Raw genomic sequence first — 13825 nt, 5'->3', positions numbered from 1 at the left:
TTTCTATATCTTTAATTTTTCGTTATTTTAAATTAAACTCAATCTATCATACCATAACTAAAATAAAAAATTAATTCCTTTTACTTTTTCTTACTATTATTTAAAAAGTCTTTTAGAAAAAGTAGAATAGTGAAGGAAAAAAGAGAATAGACGACTTGTCTTAACAACAAATCGTCCATCGATTTCCATTTTTATTTCGCATCAATATAACTGTATAGCGTATATTTAGAAATATTGAAGAAGTTAGAAACTTTGTCCCCAGATTTAGTGACTAAGAAGGCGCCTTTATTGTTTAAAAATTGAATACACTTGATTTTATCGTCCTTCGTCATTAATGGGACCGGCTTGCCAACTAATTTGACTGATTCATGAATTAAATCGTCTAACAACTCATTAACATCCTGAGGAATGTAATCAGGGTCTTTATCTTCTTCAGGTTCTGCAGTGGAAATCAAAGATTTTAAGTTCGACTCTGCAGCAATCAATGTAGTGATGTCGTAGTTAATAGCAAAAATACCATCGAGTTGACCATTCTCATCTTTAAAATACATTGTACTAGATTTTAAAATACGACCATCATGGGTGCGGGTCAGATAGTTAATATGATCATTCAACTCACTAGGGTCTTTTTTTAAGGCTTCTAAGACTACTTGAGAAGGTCCATCGCCCAGATGACGAGAAGAGACATGACCATTTTCAATGGAAACAATAGAATTGTTAATATTGTCTTCATTGATTTGGTGGATAACGACTTCGCAGTTTTCACCAAATTGACCAGCTAAACCTTTAGCAATTTGTGTTAAAAAAGTAAGTTTTTCGTCGGATAACATAAATAAGCTCCTTTCTAATGTGCCTGGCACAAACAGTTTTTATAAGATTGTGTCAAATTTAACATAATATTTTTAAATGGAATAGGCAGGGCTAAATCCTTTAATGTCGCGTACTACCTGTTCTGAAAAATAATGATAGCATGATAAAAATAATAATACAAGATAACGGCTGTCAAAATTCTAAAAAATATTTTTTAGGTAGCATTGTTTTTTTTAAGGTAAGGTGATATACTTTAATCAAGTTAATGAGTTCGTTAGTAAAAAAATGCAAGCGCTTCAAATGCTTTTCGTAGGAAATATAGATTAGAAAAGCTAGACAAGCTATATTCGTGAATGATTGAGCGATAGATTTGTAAGCGTTTGCCGCTTGTGGGGAATAGGTTGAAAAATAGGAGGAGAATACATGTTATTAATTGGAAATGGGCGTTTAATCACTCGGGATGCGCAGAATCATTTTTTTGAAAATGGGTGCGTGGCGATTGATGGTCAAGTTGTGAAACAAGTCGGAACGACAGAAGAATTAAAACAAGCTTATCCAGAAGCGACATTTATTGATGCTAAAGGTGGAGTGATTATGCCAGGCTTTATTAACATGCACAATCATATTTATAGTACCTTTGCACGTGGGTTAAGTTTAACGAATTATCATCCTAAAAATTTCATGGATATTTTGGTAGATCAATGGTGGCGAATTGATCGTGCCTTGACATTAGAAGACACTTATCAAAGTGGTAAGGTTGCTTATTTAGATAGTATTCGCAACGGTGTTACAACTGTCTTTGATCATCATGCTAGTTACGGAGAAATTACAGGGAGTTTAACCCAATTATCTAATGCAGCGGACGAGTTAGGGATTCGGACCTGCCTTTGTTATGAAGTTTCTGATCGCGATGGTGAGCAGAAAATGCGGGAAGCAGTTCAAGAAAATGCCGCCTTTATTAAAGCCAGTTCCTTAAGAAATGATGATATGCAAAAAGCGATGATGGGTATGCATGCAGCCTTTACTTTATCAGATGCTTCTTTAGAATTATGTGCAGCCAATACGCCAGATGGGATTGGTTATCATATTCATATTGCAGAGGATTTAGCCGATGTTCATGATTCTTTGAAAAAATATGGGAAGCCGATTGTGAACCGATTATTTGATTTAGGAATTTTAGGGAAACAGACAATGGCAGGCCATTGCATCCATATTGGACCTCATGAGATGGAATTACTAAGAGATACAGACACAATGGTGGTCACGAATCCAGAGTCGAACATGGGGAATGCGGTCGGTTGCCCACCTGCAATGCGCATGTTTAATGAGTATGGTATTTTGATGGGTCTTGGCACAGATGGTTATACGAATGATGTGACGGAATCTTATAAGGTAGGAAATGTTATCCACAAACATCATTTAGCTGATCCAAATGCGGCTTGGGCAGAAATTCCTACAATGCTGTTTGATAATAATCCGCAAATGGCTAATCGCTATTTTAAAACAAAGCTAGGCGTTTTAGAACCTGATGCAGCAGCAGACGTCATTATTGTTGATTATCATGGCCCGACACCAATGACAAAAGAGAATTATAACATGCACATTTTATTCGGCATGAATGGTGGGATGGTCACTGACACGGTGATTAATGGAGAAATTCGGATGCGTAATCGTGAAGTTCAAGGAATTGATGAAGAGAAAGTTTGGCATGATGCGCAAACGCAAGCACAATCTTTCTGGAAACGAGTAAATCAATAGCTTTCATTATAAGTAAAAGGAGTGACGTTAATGAGTGATATTATGCATCCCATCTCAATTGAGGCTTTATTAAATTGGATTTTTAGTGAGTATCAACAAGATGGCACAATTTTTGGCATTCGTAAATTTTATCATGCGGATCCTACAAAAACGATTCCGTTATTTGGAGAAAAAATGGAAACCCCTTGTGGTCCAGCAGCAGGTCCTCATACACAATTAGCACAAAATATTATTGCGGCCTATTTAACAGGTTCTCGTTTTTTTGAAGTTAAGACAGTCCAGATACTGGATGGAGAAGATTTACCAGTGAGTAAACCATGTATCGCAGCAGCGGATGAATGTTACAACGTTGAGTGGTCCACAGAATTACGCGTTCCCCAAGCTTATGATGAATACGTCAAAGCATGGTTTGTTTTGAAGTTACTGAGTAAAGAGTTTGAGCTAGGTGACCCGAATGGTTTCATTTTTAACATGAGTGTTGGCTATGATTTGGCAGGGATTCAATCACCAAAAATTGATCGTTATATTAACGAAATGCAGAACGCAGAAGGAACGCCGATTTGGGCGGAATGCCAAGCAGCTGCCAAAAAATATCTATCTTATTTTAAAAAAGTAGATGACTTATATATCGAAGCAATTAGTCCTAAAGTCTGTCATTCTATTACGCTGTCGACTTTACACGGCTGTCCATCAGATGAAATTGAACGAATTGCGGCCTATTTATTAAGTGAAAAAGGGCTCCATTCCTTTATTAAATGTAATCCAACTATGTTAGGTTATGAATATGCGCGTCAAACGATGGATGAGCTAGGGTTTGATTATATGGTTTTTGACGATCACCATTTTAAAGAAGATTTACAATTTGAAGAAGCAGTACCGATGTTACAACGTCTGCAATTATTAGCCAATAGTAAAAATCTAAGCTTCGGAGTTAAAATTACGAACACTTTCCCAGTAACGATTGCAGCAAATGAATTACCTGGTGATGAAATGTACATGTCAGGACGTTCGCTATTTCCTCTTAGTATTTCATTGGCACAAAAATTATCAGAAGCATTTGATGGGAAACTACAAATTTCTTATTCTGGCGGTGCAGATATTTTCAATAGTAAAGAAATATTTGATGCTGGGATTTGGCCAATCACTATGGCAACGACGCTGTTGAAACCTGGTGGCTATCAACGAATGAATCAAGTTGCTAATGTATTAAGCGCAGCAGAATATCCTCAGATGGTTCATGTCAACTTGGATAAATTAGCTCAAGTTGTTGAGAAAGCTAAAACACAAGCACGTTACCAAAAATCAATTAAATTACCAGAAAGTACCAAACTAAGAAAAACAGTTCCGTTAACAGATTGTTATATTGCTCCTTGTAGAAGTGACGGTGGTTGTCCAATCAATCAGGATATTCCTGCTTACCTTCGTTATGTAAGTGAAGGTAATTATTTAAAGGCCTTGCAAGTAATTGTCGATAAAAATCCATTGCCTTTTATTACTGGAACCATTTGTGCACATCCTTGTATGACTAAATGTACACGTCAATTTTATGAAGAATCTATTCATATTCGGGAAGTGAAGTTAGAAGCAGCTGAACATGCTTATGATGAATTATTGACGACACTAGAAAAGCCACAGCCAAAAGAAAATGCACCTAAAACAGCTGTTGTGGGTGGAGGCCCTGCAGGGATCTCTGCTGGGTATTTATTAGCACGTGAAGGCATGCCTGTTACTGTGTTTGAAAAATCCGAGACAATTGGGGGCGTTTGTAGCCAGATTGTACCAGAATTTCGAATTTCTATGGAATCTGTTCAAAAAGACGTTCAGTTAGCGGAATTTATGGGAGCCGAATTCCGTACAGGACAAGAGGCGCCATCATTGGCGGAATTGAAAAACCAAGGCTATACGAATGTTATTTATGCCATTGGTGCATGGAAACATGGGGTCCTTCGTTTAGAATCTGGTCGAGCATTGAACTCGTTAGAATTTTTAAAAGCAAACCGAGAAAATCCAACGATTAATCCTTACGGAGAACAAATTGTCGTCGTTGGTGGAGGAAATACAGCCATGGACTGTGCTCGTGCAGCCACAACATTACCTGGTGTTAAAAAAGTCTCAGTGGTTTATCGTCGGAATAAACGCAATATGCCAGCAGATGAAGAAGAACTTTATTTAGCCTTAGAAGATGGCGTTGACTTTTTAGAATTACTTTCGCCAATTAAACATGAAAATCAACAATTAACTTGTGAAAAAATGGTCCTAGGTGAACGAGATGCCTCTGGACGCCGTCGTCCAATTGGTACAGGAGAAATGATTGATATTCCTGCTGATACAGTGATTGCCGCTGTTGGTGAAAAAGTAGATACAGAATTTTACCAAGCATTAGGCATTCACACAGACAACTATGGGAAAGTCGTTTCAAATCAAGAAACATTGGAAACAAATATACCAGGCGTCTATGTCATTGGTGACGCTAATTTAGGACCAGCCACAATTGTTGAAGCAATCGCTGATGCAACCAAAGCGACCAATAATATTTGTCTTGTCCACAATCATCACTATGAAAAAGATAATTTAAATAGTGATGTCGCATTTGTTAGAAACAAACGGGGTATCCTTGTGACAGACGAGATGTCTTGTAGTCAAGCTAGTCGTTGCTTAGAATGCTCCACAATTTGTGAATCTTGTATGGATGTCTGTCCAAACCGAGCAAATATTGTTGTGTATGTCGAAGGAAAACCACAAATTGTCCATGTTGATCGGATGTGTAACGAATGTGGTAACTGTGAAACATTTTGCCCTTATGCAAGTGCCCCTTACAAAGACAAATTTACCTTATTTAACAGTGAATCTGATTTTTATGACAGTACTAATTCAGGTTTCTATGTTCAAAATCCTGTGGATAAAATTTGTTTACTGCGTTTATGGGGAACGGTGTCAACAATTCAATTAACGGATCAAGGATTAGATGTACCAGAAGATTTAATCGCATTAATGGTAACTATGATTGAAGAATATGCTTATTGTATGCAAGCATAAAAGGAAATTTACGACTGGGGGATAAATAGATGTCTATTCTGCTCAAAGGTGGAACCGTCGTATCTGCATATAATCGTCGTCAATTGGATATTCGAATTGACGGCGAGCAAATTGTAGAGATGGGGGCAAATTTACCAGTAGAAAATTCTCAGATTGAGGATGTTACGGGGTGTTATGTATTACCAGGCTTTATTGATGCGCATACGCATCTGGAATTAAATAATGGCAAAGGTTCGTTAAGTACGGCGGATAACTTTACCACTGGAAGCCAAGCGGCGGTGGCCAAAGGTACGACTACGGTTATTGATATGGCTACACCTAATAAAGGCGGCTCATTGAAAGACTGTTTAGCTACTTGGAATCAATTGGCTGAAGGCAAGAGTTCATGTGATTATACTTACCATATGTCCATGATTGAATGGAAACCAACGATAGCTGCTGAAATTCAGGAAATGATTGCTGCAGGTATTACTTCCTTCAAAATGTATATGGCTTATGATAATTTGCGGACCACAGATGCGGAAATTTTTGAAGCGATGAAGGAAATAAAAAAAGTTAATGGAATGTTAGGCGTTCATTGTGAAAATGGTGATTTAGTAGATGAATTAATCCAATCATATGTTTCTCAAGGAAAGCTAACCCCGCACTATCATCCGTTATCAAGACCGGCGGCTGTTGAAGCAGAAGCGGTAGCAAGATATTTGATGATAGCGGAAATGGCTGATTTGCCGGTTAATATTGTGCATTTAAGCACAAAACGATCGTTAGAAGCGGTGGAACGGGCTCGTCAAAGAGGACAATCAGTTTATGTAGAAACTTGCCCTCAATATCTTTTACTAGATGATCACTTGTACGATGCGCCTAATTTTGAAGCAGCAAAATATGTCTGCTCACCGCCACTACGCAAACGAGAGGATCAACAGGCTTTGTGGCAAGGGATTAAAGAGGGGGCAATCAATACAATATCGACAGATCACTGCAGTTTTAATTTTCACGGACAAAAAACAGTTGGCGAAGATGATTTTAGTAAAATTCCAAATGGGATGCCAGGTGTTGAAACGAGACCAGAATTAATTTACACGGAAGGTGTGGCGAAGGGCCGAATCACCTTGGAAAAAATGGTTGCTCTGCTTTCTGAAAATATTGCTAAACAATTCTCGATGTATCCACAAAAAGGTGTGGTGCAAGAAGGCAGTGATGCCGATTTAGTTGTTTGGGATCCTAGAACAACCGGCGTGATTGCTGCGAGAACGCAGTTACAAAATGTCGATTATACGCCGTATGAAGGATTTGAAACACAAGGACAGGCTCGAATGGTTTATTTAAGAGGTCAAAAAGTTGCTGAAGCTGGGCAAGTCATCTTGGCAAATCAAGGAAAATTTGTTTTTCGTAAAGCAACTTAAAAATAGAAGGAGGAGAAGTATTTTTGGAAAAAATTAAATGGACAGCAAATGACATGCCGAAGACGGAGGATAAGTACTTACCTCTGATGTCTAAAGAAAAAATTGAGAAAGCTTTGGCTTTTCACAAAAGTTTTCCACAGTATTCAGAAACACCATTAGCAGAATTGAATCATATGGCCGCGTATCTGGGGTTAAATGATTTCTTTGTTAAAGATGAATCTTATCGCTTTGGTTTAAATGCTTTTAAAGTATTAGGTGGTTCGTTTGCCATGGCTAACTATATTGCCGAAAAATTAAAGAAAGATGTTTCGGAACTAACATATGATGAATTAACTTCTGATCAATTACGATCAGCTTTTGGACAAGCTACGTTTTTTACAGCAACTGATGGCAACCATGGACGAGGAGTCGCTTGGGCTGCGAATAAATTAGGTCAAAAATCAGTTGTACTCATGCCGAAGGGTTCAACACAGACGAGAAAAGAAAATATTGAAAAAGAAGGCGCAATCGTCACAATTGAAGAAGTTAATTACGATGAATGTGTGCGAATGGCTAATAAAATGGCCGAAGAAACTGAAAACGGTGTCATGGTTCAAGACACCGCTTGGGACGGATATGAAAAAATTCCGACTTGGATTATGCAAGGATATGGAACGATGGCATTAGAAGCCTCTCAACAATTAAGAAAATTTGGCTCTGAACGACCTAGTCATGTTTTTGTTCAAGCTGGTGTCGGCAGTTTAGCTGGTGCAGTGATTGGTTATTTTGCTAATGCTTTTCCAGAAAACCCACCGATTATGGTCGTAGTTGAGGCACAGGCGGCTGACTGTTTATATCAATCAGCAATTAAAAAAGACGGAGAAATTCGCTTTGTCGATGGTGATTTACAGACAATTATGGCTGGCTTAGCATGCGGAGAACCTAATACGATTTCTTTTGATATTCTAAAAAATCATACATCCTTCTTTGTTTCAGCACCAGATTGGGTTTCTGAAAAAGGAATGCGTATGTTGGGCGCACCATTAAAAGGGGATCCGCAAGTTGTATCAGGCGAATCTGGGGCAGTAGCAATGGGCTTAGTAGCTACAGTGATGCAAGATCCCGACTATCAAGAATTACGTGAGGCATTGCAACTGGATGAGACGTCAAACGTTTTAATGTTTTCTACCGAAGGGGACACTGATCCAGACAATTATAAAAAAATTTTATGGAGGTAAAAGGAATGGATTTTAATGCAGTAAATGCAGCAGCAGAAGGTTACAGAGAAGATATGGTCAAATTTTTAAGAGACCTTGTCAAAATTCCAGGAGAAAGTGCAGAAGAAGGCAACAAAATTGCGCGAGCAAAAGCCGAAATGGAAAAATTAGGTTTCGATAAAATTGACATTGATCCTCAAGGGAATTTACTTGGTTATATGGGGTCTGGTGAAAAATTAATTGCTTTTGATGGGCACATGGATACTGTCGGAATTGGTGAAATGAGTAACTGGAAATTTGATCCTTACGATGGTTATGAAACAGAAACTGAGATCGGTGGTCGCGGTACATCTGACCAAGAAGGCGGGATTGTTTCGGCTATTTATGGCGCTAAAATCATGAAAGATTTAGGTCTATTATCAGAAAAATATACTGCTTTAGTAACAGTTACTGTCCAAGAAGAAGACTGTGACGGCTTATGCTGGCAGTACATTATCAAAGAAGACGGTATCCGTCCAGAATTTGTTGTTTCAACAGAGCCAACAGATGGTGGGATTTATCGTGGTCAACGAGGCCGAATGGAAATTAAAGTTGATGTCAAAGGCGTTTCGTGTCATGGCTCAGCACCAGAACGTGGAGATAATGCCATTTACAAAATGGCGGATATCTTACAAGATGTTCGTGCCTTAAACAACAATGGAGATACAGAAAGCACAGCGATTCGTGGTTTAGTTCGTATGTTAGATCCTAAGTACAATCCAGAGTGGCAAGAAGCCCGTTTCTTAGGTCGTGGTACGGTGACTGTTTCGCAAATTTTCCATTCTTCACCAAGTCGGTGTGCTGTTGCGGATGGCTGTACCGTTTCACTAGACCGTCGAATGACTGCTGGAGAAACTTGGGAAAGTTGTTTAGAAGAAATTCGCAATTTACCAGCTGTTAAAAAATATGGAGATGATGTGACGGTTTCAATGTACAACTATGATCGTCCTTCTTATACGGATTTAACTTATGAAATTGAATGTTATTTCCCAACGTGGGTCATTCCAGAAAATCATGATGTAACAAAAGCCTTGATGGAAACGCATAAAAATCTCTATGGAGAAACACGGAAAGGCTCTGTAGAAACAGTGGAAATGCGTGAAGAACGCCCATTGTTAGATAAGTGGACCTTCTCAACAAATGGCGTTTCAATTATGGGACGTAATGGCATTCCTTGTATTGGTTTCGGGCCAGGGGCCGAAGCACAAGCACATGCACCAAATGAAAAAACTTGGAAAGATGATTTGGTTCGTTGTGCAGCCGTTTATGCGGCATTACCAACGGTCTATTGTGGTTAAGTAAAGGATTATTAGACAAGAAAAAAGGAGCAGATGGAATGGAAACGTTTAAAGAATATATTGAGAAATTAGATAAATTAGAATTTGAAAAAATGTACGAAAATGACTTTTTCCTAACTTGGGAAAAAACAAGAGATGAATTAGAAGCTGTTTTCACAGTTGCCGATACATTACGCTATTTAAGAGAAAATAATATTTCAACTAAAATCTTTGATAGTGGCTTGGGGATTTCTTTATTCCGAGACAACTCTACAAGAACACGTTTTAGTTTCGCTTCAGCGTGTAATCTTTTGGGCTTAGAAGTTCAAGATTTAGACGAAGGAAAAAGTCAAATTTCTCACGGAGAAACTGTTCGTGAGACAGCAAACATGATTTCTTTTATGGCTGATATCATTGGTATTCGTGATGACATGTATATTGGTAAAGGCAATGCTTACATGCACGAAGTATCAGAATCTGTCCAAGAAGGATATAAAGATGGGGTATTAGAACAACGCCCAACGTTAGTGAATTTACAATGTGATATTGACCATCCGACGCAAGCAATGGCGGATACGTTGCATTTAATTCATGAATTTGGTGGTATTGAAAACCTGAAAGGGAAAAAAGTTGCCATGACTTGGGCGTATTCACCATCTTATGGAAAACCATTATCTGTTCCTCAAGGAATTGTTGGTCTAATGACCCGTTTAGGAATGGATGTCGTCTTAGCACATCCAGAAGGTTATGAAATTATGCCAGAAGTAGAAGAAGTTGCGAAGAAAAATGCGGCAGAATTTGGTGGAAACTTTACTAAAACGAATAGTATGGCAGAAGCATTCAAAGATGCGGATGTTGTTTATCCGAAAAGCTGGGCACCTTTTGCGGCAATGGAAAAGCGAACTGAATTATATGGCAATGGTGACCAAGCAGGAATTGATCAATTAGAACAAGAATTACTTTCTCAAAATAAAAAGCACAAAGATTGGGAATGTACAGAAGAATTGATGAAAACAACAAAAGACGGCAAAGCTTTGTATATGCATTGTCTACCAGCTGATATTACTGGCGTTAGTTGTGAAGAAGGCGAAGTGGAAGCTTCTGTTTTCGATCGTTATCGGGTCGAACTTTACAAAGAAGCTAGCTACAAACCGTATGTTATTGCGGCTATGATTTTCTTAAGTAAAGTAAAAAATCCGCAAAAAACCTTAACAGACTTAGCGGATAAAGCGACACCAAGAGAAGTAAAATAATGAATTTGGCATGAAGACAGATGCTTTTTCTTTACACAATGAATCATTAGAAGTTGCCTCTTCAACATGAACAAATAAGACCTTCCCAAGTCTATTCATGAATGTGTGATTGTCTCGAGTCAAGAACGCTTAGTCATGTGCGTTGACTTCATGCAACGACAACAGACAGTTAATACGAAAACTCGTTGTGAAAAAGAAAAAGCATCGTCCTTTTTATAAAACAGAAAATGAGGTGAAGCAATGGGCAAACGCGTCGTAGTAGCTTTAGGTGGCAATGCTTTAGGAAATAATTTGACGGAGCAGATGACTGCCGTAAAACAGACTTCCAAAGCGATTGCAGATTTGATTGAAGCAGGATATGAAGTTATTTTATCTCATGGCAATGGTCCTCAAGTAGGGATGATTCAATTAGCTATGGAAGAATTTTCCTTTAATAATCCACAATATCCAGTTGTTCCGTTATCCATGTGCGTAGCCATGAGTCAAAGTTACATTGGCTATGATTTAGAGAATGCGCTACAAGAAGAGTTGCGTCAACGAAATATAAGTAAAGCCGTCACCACCGTAGTCACTCAAGTGGTCGTGGATGAAAATGATCCGGCGTTCAAAAAACCAACGAAACCAATTGGTCGCTTCATGACAAAAGAAGAAGCAGAACAATTAGTCAAAGAAAAAAATATACAAGTGATGGAAGATGCTGGCCGTGGTTATCGCCAAGTCGTCGCTTCTCCTAAACCAAAAAATATTGTCGAACTTCTCACGATTCAAACATTGGTTGATGCTGGCCAAACAGTCATTGCTGGCGGCGGTGGTGGCATCCCAGTCATTCAAGAAGGGAACCGACTAAAAGGTGTAAATGCAGTCATCGACAAAGATTTTTGTAGTGAACGACTGGCTGAACAAGTGGATGCTGATCTGCTCGTGATTTTAACAGCAGTTGAAAAAGTTTGTATTAATTTTGGTAAAGAAAATCAAGAAGCCTTAGGGAATGTTTCAACAGAAAAAATGAAACAATATGCGCAAGAAGGTCAGTTTGCTCCAGGTTCAATGTTACCAAAAGTTGAAGCAGCGATTAAGTTTGCTGAATCTAAGCCAGGTCGAAAAACATTGATTACGTTATTAGAAAAAGCCAAAGAAGGATTATCTGGAAAAACAGGGACTTTAATTGAAAATAAAGAATCATAGAATGGAGGAAAACGATGACAAACAAAATGATTAATTCTGCACAGGCACCAGCTGCTGTAGGGCCTTATTCACATTCTGTCTTAGCGGGAAATACGTTGTACATTTCTGGACAACTAGGATTAGATCCGCAATCGGGCGAAATGAAGACTACAGTGGAAGAACAAGCAAAACAAGCTTTTATCAATTTAGGTTCGATTTTAAAAGAGGTCGAGATGACCTATGATAATGTTGTGAAAACAACGGTGTTTTTACAACATATGTCTGATTTTAGCAAAATTAACGAAATCTATGGGAATTACTTTTCAGAAGTTTTGCCTGCACGTTCTTGTGTAGAAGTAGCCAAGTTGCCAAAAGATGGTTTATTTGAAATTGAAGCAGTTGCTGTCAAAGGATAATTTTTAAGATGTTTCTGAGGGAAAAAGGATTGCATTCTTTACTGATTAAGGGGAACAATCCTTTTAGAATAAAAAGAAGAAGGAAACGATCCTATGAATGAAAAAAAAGAGCAAGCATTATTTGAATATGATGCGAAACTATCAATTTCTGAAGCAATTCCGATGGGATTGCAACACGTTGTCGCGGCAGTAGTAGGGATTGTCACACCGGGAATTATGATTGCCAAAGTTTGCCAATTAAGTCCTAGTGATACGACTATTTTGATTCAAACATCATTGATTTTTTCAGCAGTTGCAACGTTAATTCAACTTTTCCCTATTTTTGGAAAAGTGGGTTCACGGTTACCAGTTATGATGGGGGCAAGTTTTGCGTATGTACCGATTTTGATGGCCATCGGAGCTGATTTTGGAATTGCAGCAATTTTTGGTTCCCAATTAGTTGGCAGTATTCTTGTTATTATTGTTGGTTTGTTCATTAAAAAAATCCGTGTGTTGTTTCCGCCTTTAGTAACAGGAACGGTTATTTTAAGTATTGGCCTATCCCTGTTTCCTGTTGCGATTAAGTATATGGCAGGAGGAGCTGGTAGTGCTGATTTTGGTTCAGCCCGGAATTGGTTAGTTGCATTATTAACCTTTGCGATTGTCTTTTACTTCAATTATTTTGCAAAAGGATTTTTGAAGTTATCAGCAATTTTAAACGGAATGGTTATTGGCTATTTGATTTCTTTAGCTTTAGGGATGGTTAGTTTTGAGCCAGTTCAAAATGCTAAAATCGTTCAGGTAATTACCCCGTTTCACTTTGGACTGGATTTTCAATTGGTACCAATCTTTACGCTTGTGGTGATGTTTATTGTTGATGCTGTTCAAGCCATCGGTCAATTTACAGCAACAACGGTTGGGGCAATGGATCGGGATGCAACGGATGAAGAATTATCTGGCGGAATTATGGGGAGTGGTTTCACTAACTTTATTGGCAGTTTATTTGGATCAATCCCAGTGGCAACTTTTGGGCAAAATGTTGGTCTGGTTACGGTAACAAAAGTGATTAATAAATATGTTCTGGTTTTCGCTTCAGTTATATTATTAATTGCTGGTTTTGTTCCGAAAGTAGCTGCGTTATTAACTACGATTCCTTACGCGGTAATTGGTGGTGCAACGATTTCAGTTTTTGCTTCTATTTCTATGACAGGTATTCGGATGATTGCTTCGCAGGAAATGACTCCTCGAAATACTGGGGTTGTCGGAACAGCTCTAGCATTTGGAATTGGTGTCACATTGTCTACTGGAAGCTTAGCTGGTTTTCCAACTTGGGTAACAACGATTTTCGGTAATTCGGAAGTTATCTTAACCACTTTGGTAGCAGTCCTTTTAAATGTCATTTTAAAACCAAAAAAGCGCGTAGCACTTGAGTGAAGATTGCTTTTTTTGATACGAAAGTGAGTAAGCTTTCGTATCCTTTTTCCCTTACGTTAT

The 13825-nt window shown here is 38.3% G+C and carries 10 protein-coding genes; 9 read left to right on the top strand and 1 reads right to left on the bottom strand.

The window, feature by feature from the left end; all coding sequences use genetic code 11:
* Positions 1-191: 191 nt before the first annotated feature.
* Complete coding sequence (locus tag IGJ90_RS10490) at positions 192-830, bottom strand: helix-turn-helix transcriptional regulator (protein ID WP_002381503.1); 639 nt, start codon at positions 828-830, stop codon at positions 192-194.
* A gap of 403 nt (positions 831-1233) precedes the next feature.
* On the opposite strand from IGJ90_RS10490, the gene ssnA reads away from it, so the two are divergent.
* From ssnA to IGJ90_RS10445, 9 genes are all read left to right on the top strand, one after another.
* Positions 1234-2568 (top strand): putative aminohydrolase SsnA, encoded by a 1335-nt coding sequence (gene ssnA, locus IGJ90_RS10485; protein WP_002367135.1) that lies wholly within the window; start codon positions 1234-1236, stop codon positions 2566-2568.
* A 30-nt stretch (positions 2569-2598) separates the two neighbouring features.
* Entirely contained in the window at positions 2599-5604 is a 3006-nt protein-coding gene (gene ygfK, locus IGJ90_RS10480) for a putative selenate reductase subunit YgfK (RefSeq protein WP_002367134.1), read from the top strand.
* Between the two features lie 29 nt (positions 5605-5633).
* Positions 5634-7007, top strand: a complete 1374-nt coding sequence (gene hydA, locus IGJ90_RS10475; RefSeq protein ID WP_002362250.1) for a dihydropyrimidinase — start codon at positions 5634-5636, stop codon at positions 7005-7007.
* Between the two features lie 23 nt (positions 7008-7030).
* Positions 7031-8224 carry a diaminopropionate ammonia-lyase gene (gene dpaL / locus IGJ90_RS10470; protein WP_002367133.1) on the top strand — a complete coding sequence of 398 codons (1194 nt, stop codon included), beginning with the start codon at positions 7031-7033 and terminating at the stop codon, positions 8222-8224.
* Positions 8215-9540 (top strand): YgeY family selenium metabolism-linked hydrolase, encoded by a 1326-nt coding sequence (locus IGJ90_RS10465; protein ID WP_002362247.1) that lies wholly within the window; start codon positions 8215-8217, stop codon positions 9538-9540. Before dpaL ends, IGJ90_RS10465 begins: the two co-directional genes overlap by 10 nt.
* A 38-nt stretch (positions 9541-9578) precedes the next feature.
* Positions 9579-10772 (top strand): knotted carbamoyltransferase YgeW, encoded by a 1194-nt coding sequence (ygeW, locus tag IGJ90_RS10460; RefSeq protein WP_002367132.1) that lies wholly within the window; start codon positions 9579-9581, stop codon positions 10770-10772.
* A 240-nt stretch (positions 10773-11012) separates the two neighbouring features.
* Positions 11013-11957: a carbamate kinase gene (arcC, locus tag IGJ90_RS10455; protein WP_002367131.1), complete on the top strand. Its 945-nt coding sequence runs from the start codon at positions 11013-11015 to the stop codon at positions 11955-11957.
* A 14-nt stretch (positions 11958-11971) separates the two neighbouring features.
* Entirely contained in the window at positions 11972-12352 is a 381-nt protein-coding gene (locus IGJ90_RS10450) for a RidA family protein (protein WP_002362244.1), read from the top strand.
* A gap of 93 nt (positions 12353-12445) precedes the next feature.
* Complete coding sequence (locus tag IGJ90_RS10445; RefSeq protein ID WP_002356594.1) at positions 12446-13765, top strand: nucleobase:cation symporter-2 family protein; 1320 nt, start codon at positions 12446-12448, stop codon at positions 13763-13765.
* The last annotated feature ends 60 nt before the right edge of the window (positions 13766-13825 follow it).

The sequence above is a fragment of the Enterococcus sp. AZ129 genome (genome assembly GCF_051714505.1).
Lineage (GTDB): Bacteria > Bacillota > Bacilli > Lactobacillales > Enterococcaceae > Enterococcus > Enterococcus faecalis.
The sequence above is the reverse complement of the archived record's forward strand: the minus strand, read 5'-3'. Positions and strand labels throughout refer to the sequence as shown.

Excerpts from the sequence above, each read along its gene's own strand:
- ygfK (WP_002367134.1), top strand. The coding sequence starts at position 2,599 with ATGAGTGATATTATGCATCCCATCTCAATTGAGGCTTTATTAAATTGG.
- ssnA (WP_002367135.1), top strand. The coding sequence starts at position 1,234 with ATGTTATTAATTGGAAATGGGCGTTTAATCACTCGGGATGCGCAGAAT.
- arcC (WP_002367131.1), top strand. The coding sequence starts at position 11,013 with ATGGGCAAACGCGTCGTAGTAGCTTTAGGTGGCAATGCTTTAGGAAAT.
- IGJ90_RS10465 (WP_002362247.1), top strand. The coding sequence starts at position 8,215 with ATGGAGGTAAAAGGAATGGATTTTAATGCAGTAAATGCAGCAGCAGAA.
- ygeW (WP_002367132.1), top strand. The coding sequence starts at position 9,579 with ATGGAAACGTTTAAAGAATATATTGAGAAATTAGATAAATTAGAATTT.
- IGJ90_RS10450 (WP_002362244.1), top strand. The coding sequence starts at position 11,972 with ATGACAAACAAAATGATTAATTCTGCACAGGCACCAGCTGCTGTAGGG.
- IGJ90_RS10490 (WP_002381503.1), bottom strand. The coding sequence starts at position 830 with ATGTTATCCGACGAAAAACTTACTTTTTTAACACAAATTGCTAAAGGT.
- IGJ90_RS10445 (WP_002356594.1), top strand. The coding sequence starts at position 12,446 with ATGAATGAAAAAAAAGAGCAAGCATTATTTGAATATGATGCGAAACTA.
- hydA (WP_002362250.1), top strand. The coding sequence starts at position 5,634 with ATGTCTATTCTGCTCAAAGGTGGAACCGTCGTATCTGCATATAATCGT.